This is a genomic window from Streptomyces sp. T12 (genome assembly GCF_028736035.1).
Classification (GTDB): Bacteria; Actinomycetota; Actinomycetes; order Streptomycetales; family Streptomycetaceae; genus Streptomyces.
The window spans coordinates 1,475,110-1,492,454 of record NZ_CP117866.1; the positions used below are offsets into that span (position 1 = coordinate 1,475,110).

Consider the following 17,345-nt stretch of genomic DNA (forward strand, 5'->3'; position numbering starts at 1 on the left):
AGAGGGTACGGAGGGTTGAAGGGATTCAAATACCCGATCATGAACTGAGCCGCACACGCGAAGGAGGCGAGGGCCCAACTCGCACCCAAGTACAAGATCGCCACGATGAGGTAGCCCCACACACCTCGCCTTCTGAACCAAATGAAGAGCGGACGTCTCCACCATCTCCAGAATCCCCTGGCGACCTTGTGACGAAGCTTGCTCGAACCTGGAGGGGGCCAAGTCAGCTGATCGTTCGCCATGATCAGACGGTATGGGAGCGGGCGACTTCACGCCCTGTTCGCTACGGGATCCGAGTGACATCAGAGGCCAATGACCCCGCCAGCGCCCATGGCCCTCTTGGGCGACCGGAGGCAGGCTGCACGATTGGACTAATCGACGACCTCAGTCGGGGCGGCCCCCCATCGCATCCGCCATCTTCTCGGCCACGTCCGCACGGACCATGCCCAGGTGCACGTACGGCTTGCCGCTGTGGGTCACCATCGGGCGCACCGAGCCCCAGACACGTTCAGGCAGCCCGAGAGCGGCCAAAGCAGCCCGGATCGCCTCCGCCGCCTTTGTGGCCTCCCTGTGCCCAGCGCGATGCGTGTCCACGTCCATCGTCACGAGTGCCCGCCCCCGGCGTGGTCGCGGACCCTGCTCGCGTGCTTGCTCGCCTGCGTGATGTTGCCCCGGTCCTTCGCAGCGCGGAGGCGCTGCCACTCTGACTGGCACGTCTCACAGTCCCTCACGGGGGCGCAATCGAGGAGCCAGGCGGTCAGGCCGATCGGCAGTACTACGGGCCGTTCCTGTGTCGTCTTGTGCTTCGTGACTGCCATCGCGTCTCCCCGACTCGTGTGACTCCAGATACGACCGTAGGAAGCGGGGAGTTGGCCGGTCCACGAAGTTGCACGCGGTTGCACGACGGGTACGTTCGCCCTTGACCCCGCCTTCCACCCAGGTGAGGCTCACTCTGCAACCAGCAGCAACCGACTCGACGCAGGGAGAGGCAATGCAGCTACGGTTCGTCGGCAAAGATCCGGAGTCCGGAGATCACGGTTGCCCGGCCGTATGGGTGGACGAGGAGACGCAGGATCTCGTCATCCAGGGTGTGAAGGCCGATGCAGAGACACGGGCCCGAACCGTCCAGGACAGCCCGCTCCCGGACCATGAGGGCGTGATCCGGCTACCGCAGCGGATGATCCCGCTCGTGAGGGAGGCACTTGATGGCGCAAAGCCTCAGTAGCTTTGCGGACTTGATCCGGTCCGTGCAGCACTCCGCCGTCCATCTTGAGACACGGGACGTGTACGCCGTCGCGAACGAGGACGAGGGCTTCGCGGCGTGGAAGCGGGGCCACCGGCTCGACCCCGACGACCGTGCGTCGTGGTGGCGGCCGTGGCTCGACCTGGTTCAAGAGGTCACAGCCAAGGGCGTCGTCATGCGCCGCGCCCGCATCGTCTCCGAGCCGGTGAGCGAGTACATCCGCTACGAGCACTCGTTCACCTTCACCAACATCGCCGCGGGCGAGGAGGTCCGCTGGCTGCCGAGGCGGCATGCATCGGATCTCACGCTTCCAGGGAACGACTTCTGGATCTTCGATGGCCGCGTGGTTCAGTTCAACGTCTTTGACGGCGACGGCCGTTGGGTGCACACCGACGAGACCGATGAGCCGGCCGTTGCCCGGTTGTGCTCGACCGCGTTCGACGCTGTCTGGGAGCGGGCCATCCCGCACGAGAAGTACTCCATCTGAGAAGCCCGGTACGCCAGTTCATGTCCACTTCCCCGCTGTCCACCGCGCAGGCTGCCCGCGCCGCCATTGCCGCCCGCCTGGACGACATAAGGAGGGACGCCGGGCTCAGTGGGCTTGAACTGGCGACGCGGTGCGGCTGGCACAAGTCGAAGGCGTCCCGCATCTCACGGGCCAAGACCGCCCCGTCCGACGAGGACATCCGGGCTTGGTGCCGGGCCTGCGGCGCCGAGGATCAGGCAGCAGACCTGATCGCAGCCTCCCGCACGGCCGAGTTCATGTACGTCCAGTGGAGACAGATCCACCGCGACGGCATGCGGCGCGTCCATGAGAAGACGGTCCCGCTGTACGAGCGCACCACTCACTTCCGCGTCTACGCCTCGAACCTAGTGCCCGGCATGCTCCAGACCGGCGACTATGCAACGGGGCTTCTGCGGTCCATCACGGACTTCCAGGGCACCCCCGACGACGTGGCTGACGCCGTACAAGCACGACTGAACCGCTCGCGTGTGGTCCATGAGGGCAACCACCTGTTCGCCCTGCTACTGGAAGAGGCGGTTCTGTACTACCAGGTCTGTGACGACGCGGCGATGGTCGGACAGCTCCGGTACCTGCTGGAAATCATGTCGCGGCCGAACGTGTCTCTCGGGATCATCCCCTTCACGGCCCGTCGCACCGTGTGGCCGCTGGAAGCCTTCTACGCCTTCGACGACGCCCAGGTGGCTGTCGAGACGCTCACGGCGGAGGTCAACATCACTGCGCCCGGCGAGATCCGTACATACCTCACGGCGTTCACCCAACTGTCCCGGATCGCAGTGCACGGTGGAGACGCGCGCGTGTGCATCGCCAGAGCCCTTGACTCCCTGGGATGAAGGCTCCGCTGCCGGACAGTCCGACAGCAAACCGCAGACAACGTGACGCCGCTCGACAGGCAGCGGCCCAGGCCGCTGGAACCGTGTAAACCTCTTGAGAGCGGCCCGAGTTGGCCCGCGCGGTCCCCTCGGCCTTAAAGTGGCGCTCCACGGTCAGCAGGGAGAGGGTTCGGGGGATACGGTGATCATCGCCGAAAGCTTCATCGGCTCCAACGAGATGTGGAGCGCACTCATCAGCGCACTCATTGCGGTCATGATGGGCTTGGCCGCCTTGTGGGGCGCCCTCTACGTTGCAAAACCAAAACGTCGGTTGCTCTGGGTGGAAGCTCTGAACGCGCCACTGCTAAGCGATACTTCAGCAAGCAGTTCCGTGCATGTATCAACCGGTACAGCAGTTCTGACTAATCCAAGAGTCGTTCAACTTGGGCTGAAGAACGGCGGGCGGCGAGACATTGTGCAATCGGACTTTGCCAGTGACAACGACTCGCTCTGTTTCGACTTCCATGCGCCGATCGTTCAAGTCATGTCCACGCAAGTGGAACCCGGAACCGCCCCAACGCCCACGACGCGAGTGGACGGCACCAAGCTCTATGTTCACAAGGGTCTAATTAAGAGTTCTCAGGTAATTCGATTCTCCATTCTGGTCGACGGGGACAACGAAGACGTCACCTGCGAAAACGCCCACATTGTCGAAACAAAGACCAAGCAGAGCAATAACTCCAACATGGAAAGCTGGTGGCAGCAGTACGGGAATATGGCCACGGGCGCCATCATTGGAGGCGCAATCTTTTTCACCTTGACTCTGACAGGGTATCAAGAACCTATCGACCAATGGATAAGTGAAAAACTGGGCCAGCGGGCGTATGAATGTAAAGTTGGCCCACTAGAAATTGAAACACTGAACAGTGAAGAGTGTCTCAAAATTCAAGAAGAGGCAAAGAGTGGCTGATTCAATTCGGGAACGCGTCCAGTAGCAGCGACACACGGCGCTGGGCGCGCTTCGCCTTCAGGTCGTCCAGGACGGCATAGGAGTCCGACTGTTCGGCCTCGCCGAGGGCGCCGATGACGCTCCTGAGTTCACGCGAGAGCACGCCGAGCCCTGGACCGGGGCGACCATGATCCATCGCCTCAGCGAGCCGCTCAGCGACCTGCGCCAACACCGCTCGGGCGCCGTCATCGACACCCTCCGGCAGAGCGCCGATGAATGCGTGGACGGCGGCGGTGATAGTGGCCGGGGCCTCGTCGTCGTCACCATCCAAGGTGCGCGCTCCCCAGCAGCGGTCTGGCGAGCACAGGTGATGCTCGCCGCGGCTGTGGGCTCGGTAGCGCCGGGCGCGGAGGGCGTCGGAATCGTTGGTCATTCGTCACGCGTCCTTTCGTGGGTGCGTCACGCTGGCTTTTTAGCCCGTCACGCGAAAAAGAAGCTGGTCGAGGTGGGGTCGGAGCGGAGCGGCTTGAACTAAGCCGACCCCCCCCATTCCGAAACCCGCCGCACCCCCTAGCCTTAAGGGATGCCTTTGACCTCGCGAACGAATCAAATCTCTTTTTTCTTTAATTGTTTTTCAATTTGATAATTTTGAATTTGATTGTTGATTTAACATTGAAGAACGTGCGAAGAGGCATACGTGAGTGGGTGGATGGAGGGGAGGGGGAGGGGGACCCCACCACCCCCCTGCCCGCCCCCGAGAGGCAGCCGGGGCTGGACGCCCTTCAGCCGTTGTCGCACGCCTCTGGCCAGCTCGCCCGGTCCCGGGCGATACGCCTCGCCTGTTCCGAGTGACGCACGGCCTGACCGGCTTTCACCCGGGCCTTCCTCAGCAACCGCTCCGCCTCGTCCAACTCCTCCCGTCGCTGGGTGAGTTCGCCTCGAAGCCGATCAAGGCGGGGGTGCGGTTTCGGTCGCCGCCCACTGTAAGCGGCCGCATACTGCGCCTCGGCGTCTTCATTGACAGCGGCCCGCACGGAGAGTTCGGCATCGGCCCACGCCTTCGACTTGGCCTCGTACTCCTCTTCCGCCTCGGCCTCCACCTTCTGAGCCTCGGCGATACGGGGCGCCCACTCATCGATGACCTCTTGCTCGGCCTTGATAATGGGATCCGGCGTCCGGGGTCGCGTGCGGATTTTCCACAGGGCGCCACCGTTGACACAGTAGGACCCCGAGGTTACTTCGCGGCATCCGTATTCGCTGGTCGCGCCGTTGCAGTAGCCGCAGACAGCAGGGGTGCCGGCGTTGGCAACTGCCGCCGATTTCGAGGTTGTTCGACGTGAAGCCATCGTCACTCCCCCTCGGCGCGGGCGATTCGCTTCGCACGCTCGACGGCGTCCAGGATGTAGGTCGTTTCCGGAATGTCACGGCGCAGAAGTACGCCACGGATCAGGGCTCGGGCGTTGGAGTCCTCCAGCTCCCCGAGGTCCTCGGACAAGTACAGCGCCTCGCGCAGGGCCTGTTGGGCGAGTTCCGTATTCGACGGACTCCGCCGCCTGTTTTCCTTGGCCTCGTCGGTCATGCTTCGTACCCCATCCTTCGTAGTTTTTGGGCGTTTTCGTAGAGCCGAACGTCTTCCTCTGACTCGTCGGGGAAGGCCAAGTGGCGCATCTCATGGGAAACCACATTCCAGCAGTCATCCAGCGTAAGGCTGGAGTTCAACTCGATGACGCGGGGTGCCGCCTTCGGAAGGCATCGGCCGAGGAGCGGAACCTCCGACCAAAAGTCGACGAACTCGCCCTTCACCGCTGCCCCGGCGTCATCTTCCGCCGAAAACCACTTGATTCGGATCTGATCGCGGTCGAGCCCCAACTCGGGGGCGTAAACCCCGACAGCTGCACGAGCGGCGTCGCGGACCGTCTCCGGCACGATCGATTCCCGGTCGTAGCTGTAACCGACTCCCACCGCCTTTATGTAGTTGCCATACAGACGTTCCACTTCAGTGCGAAGTGCCTCGCGGCGGCACTCGTCGTCCAGTCGTGCCTTCGACTCCGCGAGGATGTCGCGGTAAAGGTTGTCCCGGATTCGCAGCAGATCGGCGCGAGTGGCATCCGCGCTCTTGATGGCCAGCGTCCTCGTATTATCGTTCGCGCCGCGTAGAACGGGACTGACCTCAAAAAGCCGCACCTTCTTAATGAACCTGACGCGCTGGCCGTTGAACGTTCCGCGTTCGCTTTCGATCACGTCGAAGCCCCACGACCAACGAGCCAAAGGGCCGAGCTGCTTCAGCGCCTCGTGCGTATCCCGCCCACCCGTAGTGTCGAAGAACTTCGCGGTGAACGTCGCCCGTCGGCCGTCGACGCTAACAACGCCCTTTCCGACGGGAAGTTGGTCTTCCCAGCTCTTATGGTTAAAAGCTGACATCGGCACTTCAATGCCGTGCGGGATAGCCTCCGGCAGCACGACGTCGAGGTCACTGTCAATTTCATTGAAAATACTGAACGCCGCTACTACTTCACCCTTGCCGGTTGATTTAATCTCGACGGCAGCTGGCTCGTATGTCTTCCGCTGCATGTCCGTTAGTCCTCCTCCCTCTTCCTTTTCTTCTCCTCCATGACCAGCAGTCCCGAAAGCTGCCACTTTCCCTTAACCTTGCGCCCGCCGAGTTTGCCCTCCGCGATACGGCGAATATAGGAGTCCGAGACACCCAGGATCCGGGCAGCGTCGGCCGCCACACACACATCGTCTCCGTTTTCCCCCTCCGGAACTTCCGATGTTCCGTTCGGCTCCGATTTCCCTTGTGAACACGAGGGGCATCGAGTTCCGTCCAGTTCGCCGATGACTTCGAGCGCCTGTGCCTTCTCATATTCGCGAATGAATCCCTCGCCCCTGGTGAGGCCGACCACGAGCACGCGGCGGATAGCAGCCGCCCTGGGCGTCCCGGGAGTCAGTTGAGGGCCCATCACCATGACTGCCTCCTATTCGTCCCGCACGCGGGCGCACAGCGGCGCGATGGCATCATTGCGACGACCAGTAGTCGGCCGGTGACCGCACGGTCGCGCACGGCGGCACAAAAACGGTCCATGGGGTCTTGGACGACCAGGGCGTGCCTTCCGCCGCAATGGATAGGTACGGGGATCATTGATCTTTCCTTTCGGGATCGGTGTCGTGATCATTCGCCCAGTACTCGTCACCTTCTGGCCGTCACCCGGCACGGTCACCTCCCTCTGTCTTTCCAAGACAGAGAGCGGGAGGGTGACGCCGAAGTGCGTCGGGGGTGACTTGTCGCGGGTGACCAAAGGTGACATCGCAGGTCAGGGAGGTGACAGGAGAAGGTGACTAAAGGTGACGGTCACCTTCGAGGGAGGGTGACATCCAGGGCGACTTGATCATGGAATGTCACCTCCTGGTCGTAGTCGTCCATCCGGTGCTGCGCGATCACCGCACGGCCCGTCGCCGTCACTGAGTAGCGGCTTCCGGCACGTTGGACGACGCCCTTCTTGACCAGTGACGCCAGGGCTTTGCCGACCTTGTTCCGGTCCTTGGACGGCATCCCAAGCTCCGTCCGCAGTTCAGCGGCCGTCGCACCTACGTCCTCGAAGTCGCTCAGCGCACGCAGGTAAGGGAGTTGGCTGCCTGTCACCACAGGCAGTGCCGCCGCCGCACCGCCGCCGCCGACCCTGAGCGCTATCGAAGCGCCGCACGCCACGACATCGAACGCGACGGGAGCCATCTCCTCCGCGTCCTTCTGGGCGGTGTTCTTGATCGTCACCGTGCCAGCCGTCCGGTTGCGCTTCACCGCGAACTCGGTGTCGACCGCCCCGAGTACCGCCGACGAGCCCCGGCCGCGCTCGTCATCGCCGACAGGCGTGTGGTGGACGAGCCAACACGAGGCGCCGGTCCGTTCCTGGAGGAGCCCCAGCCGGCCGATGATCACGCCCATCTCGGCCGCGTCGTTCTCCTTGACGCCGACGGTGCAACGGGCCTGTGTGTCGAAGACGACGAGGCCGTAGCCGCCCCGCTGGACGTACAGCCGCAACAGGCGGAGCTGAGGGTCGTCGCCGAGCTGCACGGGCCGGGGATAGAAGTCCACGCCCGTCATCGGACAGCCGTGCAGTTCCTCCCACGCCCGTACCCGCTGCCTCGTGCCGGACGCGCCCTCGGCCACCACGTACAGCACCCTGGCCTGAGTCACCGCGTGACCGTGCCACTGACAGCCGGTCCCCACCGACGCGGCCATGTCGAGGGTGACGAAGCTCTTCAGTGACTTCGGGGGGGCCGTTGGTCCGGATGAGCTTGCCCTTGGGGAGAACCCCCTCGATCAACCACTCGGGCTCTGCCAGCTCGTCCAAGCGCTCGCTGGTGTAGGTGTCGGCGGCCATGATGGCGAGCGCCTGTTCGTCGGCATCACTCGTCTCGTCGGACTCTGCGGCGCGTCGCCTCTCGGCAAGGTACTCAGACCTGGCCGTCTCGCGGATGCGAAGAATCTGCTTCTCATCCTGGACCAGGTGGCGGTGACGCCGGTCCGGGTCCTTGCGGAAGATCTCGACCAGCTCGTCGAACATCACTCGCTGATGGGCGGGGACCAGCGTGCTCAGTCCCACCCGGTCGAACCGGTCGTCTGCCCGGAGGTAGGCCCCTGCAAGTGCCTCGATCGACGCCGTCGGCAAGGAGTTCGGCGCACGGTTATCGACAAGGTCGCCGGTAGACGTCGGCCGACGGAACGGCGACCGGGCCGCTTCAGTGGACGGTTGTACACTGGCCGTGTTCCGGTTGTTGTCGGGGCCGCCTTTGTTGCCGGAGGCGGCCCCGTCGCTGCTATGCGGCATCGCGACCACCGCCAAGGAGCGCACGGAGCCGTGCGAGCTGATCGGAGGTGGGAAGCGGTGCGGTGGAGACGAACTCCTGGATGTGCCGGGCGAGAACGGCGGCCTTCAGCTCACGGCGGGTCTTCTCAGCGGCCTCGTCGTTGCCGCGACGGACGTAACCACCGAGCTGGCGCTTGAGTGTCTGGGGGGTGGGTGCAGACGTGGGAAAGGGCACCACGACATACCTCCGATGAACGGAGTTGTCGCAAGTGCCCCCTTGCGCTGATGTGTCCGGGGAGGCGTACCACCCGGACGGGCTTGACCTCGAAGCTTAGGTTACAAGCTCACGCTGTGTACAGCACGAGCGTCTGGGCACGCCCCGACTGCCGCGCCATTCGAAGCTTCGCCTTCAACGCTGGCCCGTCGACGGGCAGGCCACCGTGTTCAGGGCAGTCCAGGGAACGGGGCACCACTCCGGGGAACCTACGGTCGCGAGCCGCCGAGTAGGTGACGATCTCGCCAACCGTGTCCTCCTCGACCGTCGCGATGCGCTTGCTGCACTGCCCGCAGCGAATGCGGACCAGCGGCTTGCCCCGAGGGAGGCCACGTGCGCCGGTGATCCCGCGCAATTGGCGCTGACGCTCGACGGCTGCCCGGTACACGGCCCAGAGACGGGTCATGCCGCCACCTCCCATTCAATCCGCGCCCGACAGCCAGGCGGCCAGTTGAGCCGACAGGGTGATCATGCTCCCCTGATCCAAACCAGTCGTTCCGCCACGTCCGGCGTGTGCCCCGCGCTGGACGTACGCGTTACCCGCACCTCACCCAGCAGCCCGGGCGACAGGACGATCCTCGCGACCTCACGACGGGCCGATACGGGCGCGTCCAGCCACCAGTCCACGACGTTGTCGGCGGCCAGCGCATCGGCCATGACGGGGGAGATCGTCAACCTGCGCTCCTCGTCCTCCAGGCTGGAGATCTTCGCCTCCAGTGCCGAGACGCCCCGCGCCAGCACGCGCGCGTGCGCGGCGCTCTCGGGAACCTGCGCCTCCATCTCGGTCAAGGCGGCACGCGTCTCGGCGAGATCGGCCCGCACCTTCGCAACCCGCTCGTCGCCGTCGGGAGCGGCCAGTTCGGCATGGATCTCCGGCCTGGCCAGGTATCCGAGAATCCTCGGGATCACCAGCGCGTCCACGTCAGCCTTGCAGACGAACACGTGGCTCTTGCGGCAGATGTAGCTCTCCCGTCCCGACGTGAGGTGGGCTCGGGTGACGGTCAGCGGGCCGGAGCACACGTTGCACTTGAGCGTCATCGACAGTTCGTACTTGGCGGCACCATTGCGGGCGGTCCTGCGGGACGGGTCGCACAGGATGCGCTGCACCGCCCAGAAACGCTCGGGCGGCACGATCGCCTCCCACGTGCCGGGCGTCGAGCTGGTCTGGCCAGTCTCCGGGTCGGTGTGGACACGGATACCGGCGTAGGCGGCCCTGATGGCCATGTTCCTCAGATGGTGGCGGGTGAACGGCCTGCCTGTGTTGAGGTTGACCCAGCCACGCTCAGTGAAGGTGCGGGCGACCCCGGTGAGGGTGTGACCGGCCTCCAGCAGCCGGAACAGCTCCTTCGGCACGAACGACCGCTCCGTGTCTTCGGCCCAGGTCTGAAGGGCGCGGGTCTCCGGGTCGTACACCGGCTTCAGCCCGTACGGGGCGAGACCGTGGGGACGCCCCTTGGCTGCCTGGTTGGCGGTGGTGTGCCGGATACGGACGGAGGTCTTGTCGGACTCGTATGCGGAGTCCACGGCGTCTTCCAGCAGCGTGCGCCGGTCGCGGTGGTTCCTCGGATCGTAGGTGCGGTGATGGGAGGTGACGTGTATCAGGACGCGGCGCTTCTCGCAGCTCTTGATCAAGGCGTCCCACTCACCAACGTCGCGGGAGCCACGGGAGGACTCCCACAAGATCAAGACCTGGGCTGCGAAGCGGCCGGTGCGGAGGTCCGATACCAACCGGGTGAAATCGTCGCGTTCCCGAGTCTTGTAGCGGCTGGCGGAGCGGTCGGCGTCTTCATAGGACTCGCCCAGCTCCCAGCCGTTCACGGAGGCGGCCTGGGCATTGTCCTGGGCCTGCTCCTCGATGCTGCTACCGCCCTGATCCTTGCTCAGGCGGCGGTATTCTCGCGCCCGTATGGTGCTCATATGTCCAGTTAACACCAAGGGTACGCCGTCCGGGGACGGGCTGCCGCCGAAGCGGCCGGAACTGCTGCCGTACGAGGGCCCGGCGGCGTAGGGACGCGGAACGCGACGCGCCCGGTGCTCCCTGGCGGGGCACCGGGCGCTGTCACAGGTGTGCGCTACTGCTGGCGCGCGGCCCGGCTTCGCCGGTACAGGAAGGCTCCGCCGACCAGCAGCGCCCCACTGCCGGCAATGCCTCCGACGATGGCTCCGGTGTTGGTGCCGGTCTCGGGCATCTGGGGGTGATCCGGCTTCGCGGGTGGTGCCTTGGGCGGGGTGGGCTTGTGGGGAGGCGGTGGCGTGTTGGGCTCGCTGGGCGTGGGGTCGGGTGTGTGCGGTTCCTCTTCGCCGTAGCCGTAGCCGTCCGGCTCCTCCTCGCCGTAGCCGTAGCCGCCCGACTCCTCCTTGCCGTACCCGTAGCCGCCCGACTCGTCGTCGCCGTAGCCGCCCGACTCCTCCTCGCCGTAGCCGTAGCCGCTCGACTCCTCCTTGCCGTACCCGTGGTCCTTCGGCTTCTCGTCGCCGTAGCCGTAGCCGCTCGACTCCTCCTTGCCGTAGCCGTGGCCCTTCGGCTCCTCCTTGCCGTAGCCGTGGCCCTTCGGCTCCTCCTTGCCGTAGCCGTGATCCTTCGGCTCCTCCTTGCCGTAGCCGTGGTCCTTCGGCTTCTCGTCGCCGTAGCCGTAGCCGTGGCTGCTCGGCTTCTCGGCGCCGTAGCCGGAGTTGCCATATCCGGAGGTGTCGTGTTCGGAGGCGGGCTCCGGGAAATCCGGCGCGGTGAATCTGTCATTCAGCTCATAGAATTTGTCCTGCATCGCGCCGAACTTTTCCTGCATCTGGCCGAATTTTTCATCCAGCCCGTCCAACCCGTCCGGCTCCCATGGATCCGTACGGCCCGACAGAGCAGCGGCGGAGTTCACCACGGTCCCCTGCATGCCTGGGGCAGCGGACGCCCACGTGCCGGATAGAGACAGGGCGCTTGTCGCGGCAGCGGCCACGATCAACCCCCTGGTCAGGGCCTGTCGCATTCTCGTTGTCTTTCTCTCAGGCGGAATGGGGAAGCCGACGTCGGTCATTGACGCGATCTTGTCGATTGCCGGGATTTACGAGGTCATCGCAGGAGCCGTGATGCCGCACGTTCACACTCGCCACGACCTGCAGACTATGAACGAGATGGGGAGGCCCCGGAAACGAGGACGCGTCGACGGCCAGGGAATTCACCCGATCGCCCGTATGCGGCCGACGTCCTCACTCCGACAGCGAAAGCGGCGTCCGTCTCATATCCGTCTCGTGGACCGGCACAGGAACGCTGTCCAGAGCGCTGCTGACCTGGGCCGCTCTGGACCGTAGGGACGATCCGGGCCCCTCTGGGCGGCGGGTAAACTCCGTACACGTGACTTCTGCGCCCGCCAAGCCCCGCATCCCGAACGTCCTCGCCGGACGCTACGCCTCCACCGAGCTCGCCACGCTCTGGTCCCCCGAGCAGAAGGTGAAGCTCGAGCGGCAGCTCTGGCTCGCCGTGCTGCGGGCCCAGAAGGACCTCGGGATCGAGGTGCCGGACGAGGCGATCGCCGACTACGAGCGCGTTCTCGACACCGTCGACCTGGCCTCCATCGCCGAGCGCGAGAAGGTCACGCGGCACGACGTGAAGGCGCGGATCGAGGAGTTCAACGACCTCGCCGGGCACGAGCACGTGCACAAGGGCATGACGTCCCGCGACCTCACCGAGAACGTCGAGCAGCTGCAGATCCGGCTCTCGCTGGAGCTGGTGCGCGACCGTACGGTGGCCGTCCTGGCGCGCCTCGGCAAGCTGGCCGGTGAGTACGGCGAGCTGGTCATGGCCGGCCGCTCGCACAACGTCGCCGCGCAGGCCACGACGCTGGGCAAGCGCTTCGCGACCGCCGCCGACGAGCTGCTCGTCGCGTACGGCCGGGTCGAGGAGCTGCTCGGCCGCTACCCGCTGCGCGGCATCAAGGGCCCGGTGGGCACGGCTCAGGACATGCTGGACCTGCTCGGCGGGGACGCGTCGAAGCTGGCGGACCTGGAGGGCCGGATCGCCGGGCACCTGGGCTTCTCGCAGGCGTTCACCTCGGTCGGCCAGGTCTACCCGCGCTCGCTCGACTACGAGGTCGTGACCGCGCTGGTGCAGCTGGCGGCGGCGCCGTCGTCGCTGGCGAAGACGATCCGGCTGATGGCCGGGCACGAGCTGGTGACCGAGGGCTTCAAGCCGGGCCAGGTCGGCTCCTCCGCGATGCCGCACAAGATGAACACCCGCTCCTGCGAGCGCGTCAACGGCCTGATGGTGATCCTGCGCGGCTACGCCTCGATGACCGGTGAACTGGCCGGCGACCAGTGGAACGAGGGCGACGTGTCCTGCTCGGTGGTGCGCCGGGTCGCGCTGCCGGACGCGTTCTTCGCGCTGGACGGTCTGCTGGAGACGTTCCTGACGGTGCTCGACGAGTTCGGTGCGTTCCCGGCGGTCGTGGCGCGTGAACTGGACCGTTACCTGCCGTTCCTCGCCACCACCAAGGTGCTGATGGGCGCGGTGCGCGCGGGCGTGGGCCGTGAGCTGGCGCACGAGGCGATCAAGGAGAACGCCGTCGCCTCCGCGCTGGCGATGCGCGAGCAGGGCGCCGAGCGCAACGAACTGCTCGACAAGCTCGCCGCCGACGAGCGCATCCCGCTCGACCGCGACCAGCTGGACGCGCTGATGGCCGACAAGCTGTCCTTCACGGGCGCCGCGGCCGACCAGGTCGGCGTCGTCGTGGGCCGCATCGAGGAGATCGTGAAGCAGCGCCCCGAGGCCGCGGGGTACACGCCCGGGGCGATCCTCTGACGCGTTTCACCGCAAAGGAGTTGGAGGCCGCTCGCGACCGTCTGGTGCCGGACGTCGTCGCGAACGGCCTCCACGTGCTGTTCTGTGGCATCAACCCCGGTCTGATGACGGCCGCGACCGGCCATCACTTCGCCCGCCCCGGCAACCGTTTCTGGCCGGTCCTGCACCTGTCCGGTTTCACGCCGAGGCTCATGAAGCCGTCGGAACAGGGTGAGTTGCCGTCCTACGGGCTCGGCATCACGAACGTCGTCGCGCGGGCGACCGCGCGGGCCGACGAGCTGAGCGCCGAGGAGTACCGCGAGGGCGGGCGGCTGCTGGCGGCGAAGGTGACGCGGCTACGGCCGCGGTGGCTGGCCGTGGTGGGCGTCACCGCGTATCGGGCCGCCTTCGACGACCGCAAGGCTCAGGTCGGCCCGCAGGAGCGGGCGATCGGGGACACGCACGTGTGGGTGCTGCCGAATCCCAGCGGGCTGAACGCGCATTGGACGGCGGCGACGATGGCGGAGGAGTTCGCGCGGTTGCGGGTGGCGGCGGAAGAGGGCTGACGAGTCACGGTGGGTCGACTGCCGTGACTACGGCCATGAGCTTCACGTCATCGGCCTCGTCCCGGTCGGCGACAACGACTGCGACCCAACGACCTGTTCCCTGTGCTTCCCAGAGGTAGGCCAAGCGGGCGCGGGCGCTGAGCGAGGCCCAGGGCTCGGGTATCTCCTCCTGTGCGGTGCGCAGCACTATGGTCTGCAGGTTGTAGGGATGCGTCTCTCCCCAGCGGGGCGCGAACTGCTCGTACAGGGCGTCGCGGTACTTCTCGCACTGCTCCACCGTCGCCGCACGCGTCCCACAGTCACCCTGACTGCTCTCCAACACCACGACGTGGTAGCCGGGTCCGCTCCCGCCTCCGTCACACGAGGTGTGCTCCGCCGCGAACGGGCGGAAGCACAGCTCGTCGACGAGGGCGATGTGCCGTGCGATGTCCATGTGGTCCAGTAAACCCGGCCCCACTGACAATTGGCGTGCCGTCAGGCGTCCCGTCGCCGCACGCTCCACGCCCCCGCCAGCAACGCGGCCCCCGTCCACAGAGCGGTCACCGTCAGTCCCGACCACGGCCCGAGGGTGCCGTCGTAGGTCTGGTGAAGGACGATCTGCCCCGCCCTGTCCGGCAGGAAGTCCGCGACGGTGCCCGCGGCGTCGCCGATCACGAACGACACCACGAGGATGAACGGGATCAGAATGGACAGCGTGGCGACACCGCTGCGCAGCAGGGCGGTGAGGCCGGCCGCGAACAAGGCCATCAGCATGAGATAGATGCCGCAGCCCACCACCCCGCGCACCTGCTCGGCCACGGTGAGCCCGCTCGCGGCGGAGCCGAGTCCCGCCCGTGCCACGACGAGCGCGGTGAAGGCGGTGACCAGTCCGACGAGCAGGGTCGGCACGGCGATGGCCGTCACCTTGGCGGCGAACCACCGTCCACGCTGCGGGACCGCGGCGAGCGAGAGCCGGAGCGCACCGCCGTGGTACTCCGCCGACACAGCCATCGCGCCGAAGGAGATGGCCGCGATCTGGCCCGGCAGGACACCGGACAGCGCCATGAAGAGAGCGTCGAACTCCGGGTCGGAGTCCTCGGAGACACCGGCCATGGCGGAGAACGCTGTGGTCACGGCGAACAGTGCCAGCAGCGCTCCCGGGAGCGATCGCAGCGTACGGATCTTGAGCCACTCCGTGTGGAGCACGGGTGCGAATGCCATGGTCAGGCCTCCTGCGACGGTGCGGTGAACTCGGCCTCGGTCGCGGTCAGGTCCAGATAGGCCTGCTCCAACGTGCCTTCTTCCGCCGCGAGTTCGAGGACGGGGACGCCTGCCTGGGAGATCAGGCGGCCGATGTCGTCCACGCGCGCGTGGTGCACGCTCCAGTGCCCGTCCTCGTGCTGGACGGCATCGTGGCCGTGTCGGGCGAGGGCGGTCTTGAGGGCGGTGGCGTCCGTGGTGCGGATGCGGACGCGGGGTTCCACGCGCGCGTGGATGAACTCCCGCATCGGGGTGTCGGCCAGCAGGCGACCCCGGCCGAGGACCACGAGGCGGTCGGCGAAGGACGCGGTCTCGTTCATGAGGTGGCTGGAGACCAGGACCGTGCGCCCCTCCCCCGCGAGGCGACGCAGCAACTGGCGTATCCAGATGATGCCTTCGGGGTCGAGGCCGTTGGACGGCTCGTCGAGCATGACCACCTCAGGGTCGCCGAGGAGGGCGGCGGCGATGCCGAGCCGCTGGCGCATGCCCAGGGAGTACGTCTTCACCCGCCGACGCGCGACCGACGCGAGGCCCGTCTCCTCCAGCACCTCGTCGACCCTGCGGTTCGGGATGCGGTTGCTCGCGGCCAGGACACGCAGATGGTCACGAGCGGTGCGGGAGCCGTGCGCGGCCTGGGCGTCGAGCAACGCGCCCACATGGCGCAGGGGTTCGTGGAGCGTCGCGTAGGCGCGGCCGCCGATCGTGGCGGTTCCGGAGGTCGGCCGGTCCAGGCCGAGCACGAGCCGCATGGTGGTGGACTTCCCGGCGCCGTTGGGGCCGAGAAAGCCGGTGACGCGGCCGGGCTCGACGTGGAAGGTGAGGTGGTCCACGGCCCGGCGGGCGCCGTACTCCTTGGTGAGGTCTTGGACGTCGATGCTGGTCATGGCAGCAGCCTGGCCGTTCGTGACGGGTCAGGGACTCCCCCGCCCGAGGAGATCGTCTCCCCCGTGCGGGGGAGGTCCGTTGTCAGTGGTGGCTGGCACGATGACGAAATGGTCCGCTTGCTGCGCCCGTTCGGCCGGGCGGTGACGTACACACGATTGCTGCATCTGTTCATCGCCATCGTGTGGCCGTCGATGTTGCTGTTCATCCAGGAAGCGTGGTGGACCTGGGTGTTGGCGGCCGTGCTGCTCGCCCCCGCCGGGCTGGTGCCCGCGATGCGCACCGTGGAGGGGCTGCAGGCAAGGCTGCTGCTGACCGGTCACCGGCACGACAGTGCGAGCACCGACATCGTCGTCGCGCCGTCCGCCTCCTGGAGTGACCGCGGGCGGCTTGTCGTGTGGCTGGAGGCGCGGCTCCTGCTCGGCTGCGCGACCTCGATGTTCACCGTCCAACTGCTGATCGCCTCGGTGGACTTGGTGTTGTCGGGGCTCGGCCGCGGCGCCGAGGGAAGCGTGCTGCTCCACCTCGACGGCCACCACTGGTGGCACGTCCTGCTCGCGCCCGTGGCGCTGGTCGCGCTGGCGCTGACCGTGGTCGGCTCGGGCCGGCTCATCACCGCTCTCGCCCACCGGCTCCTGGGCCCCTCCCCCGCCGAGCGCCTGGCCGCCCTGGAGGAGCGCACCGAGCAGCTTCTGGAGCGCACCCGCATCGCCCGCGAACTCCACGACTCCATCGGCCATGCCCTGACCGTGGCCGTGGTGCAGGCGGGTGCCGCGCGGGCGGCGGGCGACCCCGCCTTCACCGACCGGGCGTTGGACGCCATCGAGGAGACCGGCCGGGCCGCGCTGGAGGACCTGGAGCGTGTCCTCGGCATCCTGCGCGAGTCCGAGCGCCCGGTCAGCAGCAGGCCGACGCTCACGGACGCCGACCGTCTGCTGGAGTCCGCGCGTGCCTCCGGCGCGAAGGTCGACGTCGACCTGACCGGGCCGTTGGACACGGTGCCGGGCCCGGTCTCCCGCGAGGGCTACCGCATCCTCCAGGAGTCGCTGACCAATGTGCTGCGGCACGCGGGCGCCGTCCCGGTGCGGATCCGCATCGAGGTCACGGACGGCACCCTCGGCCTGGAGGTCCGCAATCCGCTCACCGCCGACATACCCGGGCCCGGCAGAGGCAGCGGCTTGCGCGGGATACGCGAGCGCGCGGCCCTGCTGGGCGGACGCGCGCGGACCGGTCCCGCCGAAGGTGACTGGCAGGTACATGTGGAGCTGCCCCTCGGTTGATCTACGC

18 protein-coding genes and 1 pseudogene are annotated in these 17,345 nt (G+C 66.7%); 6 read left to right on the plus strand and 13 right to left on the minus strand.

The features are described from left to right. The first annotated feature begins 1,205 nt into the window (after positions 1–1,205). The 3 genes from PBV52_RS06430 (at position 1,206) to PBV52_RS06440 (ending at position 3,548) form a co-directional block, all read left to right on the plus strand. Positions 1,206–1,730 carry a DUF6879 family protein gene (locus PBV52_RS06430; RefSeq protein WP_274237314.1) on the plus strand — a complete coding sequence of 175 codons (525 nt, stop codon included), beginning with the start codon at positions 1,206–1,208 and terminating at the stop codon, positions 1,728–1,730. 20 nt (positions 1,731–1,750) lie between these two features. Continuing rightward, a complete protein-coding gene (locus tag PBV52_RS06435; RefSeq protein WP_274237315.1) occupies positions 1,751–2,599 on the plus strand; it encodes a helix-turn-helix transcriptional regulator in 849 nt (282 codons plus the stop codon). Between the two features lie 181 nt (positions 2,600–2,780). After that, positions 2,781–3,548 carry a hypothetical protein gene (locus PBV52_RS06440; protein WP_274237316.1) on the plus strand — a complete coding sequence of 256 codons (768 nt, stop codon included), beginning with the start codon at positions 2,781–2,783 and terminating at the stop codon, positions 3,546–3,548. A 1-nt stretch (position 3,549) separates the two neighbouring features. Here the strand turns inward: PBV52_RS06440 and PBV52_RS06445 are convergent, their stop codons facing one another. The 10 genes and pseudogenes from PBV52_RS06445 to PBV52_RS06490 all read right to left on the minus strand — a co-directional run bounded on the left by PBV52_RS06445 (position 3,550) and on the right by PBV52_RS06490 (position 11,371). Further along, complete coding sequence (locus PBV52_RS06445; RefSeq protein WP_274237317.1) at positions 3,550–3,960, minus strand: hypothetical protein; 411 nt, start codon at positions 3,958–3,960, stop codon at positions 3,550–3,552. Positions 3,961–4,309: 349 nt separating this feature from the next. Further along, positions 4,310–4,873: a hypothetical protein gene (locus PBV52_RS06450; protein ID WP_274237318.1), complete on the minus strand. Its 564-nt coding sequence runs from the start codon at positions 4,871–4,873 to the stop codon at positions 4,310–4,312. Between the two features lie 2 nt (positions 4,874–4,875). Beyond that, complete coding sequence (locus PBV52_RS06455; protein ID WP_274237319.1) at positions 4,876–5,106, minus strand: hypothetical protein; 231 nt, start codon at positions 5,104–5,106, stop codon at positions 4,876–4,878. Continuing rightward, positions 5,103–6,098: an HK97 family phage prohead protease gene (locus tag PBV52_RS06460; RefSeq protein ID WP_274237320.1), complete on the minus strand. Its 996-nt coding sequence runs from the start codon at positions 6,096–6,098 to the stop codon at positions 5,103–5,105. The genes PBV52_RS06455 and PBV52_RS06460 overlap by 4 nt, the downstream gene beginning before the upstream one ends. A gap of 5 nt (positions 6,099–6,103) precedes the next feature. Further along, on the minus strand, positions 6,104–6,493 hold the full coding sequence (locus PBV52_RS06465; RefSeq protein WP_274237321.1) for a hypothetical protein: 390 nt from the start codon (positions 6,491–6,493) through the stop codon (positions 6,104–6,106). A gap of 383 nt (positions 6,494–6,876) precedes the next feature. Continuing rightward, positions 6,877–7,827, minus strand: a pseudogene (locus PBV52_RS06470) (AAA family ATPase); the annotation flags it as partial. Between the two features lie 515 nt (positions 7,828–8,342). Further along, on the minus strand, positions 8,343–8,567 hold the full coding sequence (locus tag PBV52_RS06475; protein WP_274237322.1) for a hypothetical protein: 225 nt from the start codon (positions 8,565–8,567) through the stop codon (positions 8,343–8,345). 109 nt (positions 8,568–8,676) lie between these two features. Further along, positions 8,677–9,012: a hypothetical protein gene (locus PBV52_RS06480; protein ID WP_274237323.1), complete on the minus strand. Its 336-nt coding sequence runs from the start codon at positions 9,010–9,012 to the stop codon at positions 8,677–8,679. Positions 9,013–9,074: 62 nt separating this feature from the next. Continuing rightward, positions 9,075–10,523: a recombinase family protein gene (locus PBV52_RS06485; RefSeq protein WP_274237324.1), complete on the minus strand. Its 1,449-nt coding sequence runs from the start codon at positions 10,521–10,523 to the stop codon at positions 9,075–9,077. Positions 10,524–10,678: 155 nt separating this feature from the next. Beyond that, positions 10,679–11,371, minus strand: a complete 693-nt coding sequence (locus PBV52_RS06490; protein WP_274237325.1) for an LPXTG cell wall anchor domain-containing protein — start codon at positions 11,369–11,371, stop codon at positions 10,679–10,681. Positions 11,372–11,949: 578 nt separating this feature from the next. Here PBV52_RS06490 and purB point away from each other — a divergent pair. After that, the gene (gene purB, locus PBV52_RS06495) at positions 11,950–13,392 is read left to right on the plus strand and encodes an adenylosuccinate lyase (RefSeq protein ID WP_274237327.1); all 1,443 of its coding nucleotides are present in this window, start codon (positions 11,950–11,952) and stop codon (positions 13,390–13,392) included. After that, positions 13,389–13,937: a G/U mismatch-specific DNA glycosylase gene (gene mug / locus PBV52_RS06500; protein WP_274249292.1), complete on the plus strand. Its 549-nt coding sequence runs from the start codon at positions 13,389–13,391 to the stop codon at positions 13,935–13,937. Before purB ends, mug begins: the two co-directional genes overlap by 4 nt. Before the next feature lie 4 nt (positions 13,938–13,941). On the opposite strand, the gene PBV52_RS06505 is transcribed toward mug, so the two are convergent. Genes PBV52_RS06505 through PBV52_RS06515 form a run of 3 tightly spaced genes read right to left on the minus strand, consistent with a single transcriptional unit; the run spans position 13,942 to position 16,060 of the window. Continuing rightward, positions 13,942–14,370, minus strand: a complete 429-nt coding sequence (locus PBV52_RS06505; protein WP_274237328.1) for a hypothetical protein — start codon at positions 14,368–14,370, stop codon at positions 13,942–13,944. 41 nt (positions 14,371–14,411) lie between these two features. Next, positions 14,412–15,137, minus strand: coding sequence for an ABC transporter permease (locus PBV52_RS06510; protein WP_274237329.1), 726 nt, complete (start codon positions 15,135–15,137; stop codon positions 14,412–14,414). A 2-nt stretch (positions 15,138–15,139) separates the two neighbouring features. Further along, positions 15,140–16,060, minus strand: coding sequence for an ABC transporter ATP-binding protein (locus PBV52_RS06515; protein WP_274237330.1), 921 nt, complete (start codon positions 16,058–16,060; stop codon positions 15,140–15,142). Positions 16,061–16,168: 108 nt separating this feature from the next. On the opposite strand from PBV52_RS06515, the gene PBV52_RS06520 reads away from it, so the two are divergent. Further along, positions 16,169–17,338 (plus strand): sensor histidine kinase, encoded by a 1,170-nt coding sequence (locus tag PBV52_RS06520; RefSeq protein WP_274237331.1) that lies wholly within the window; start codon positions 16,169–16,171, stop codon positions 17,336–17,338. The last annotated feature ends 7 nt before the right edge of the window (positions 17,339–17,345 follow it).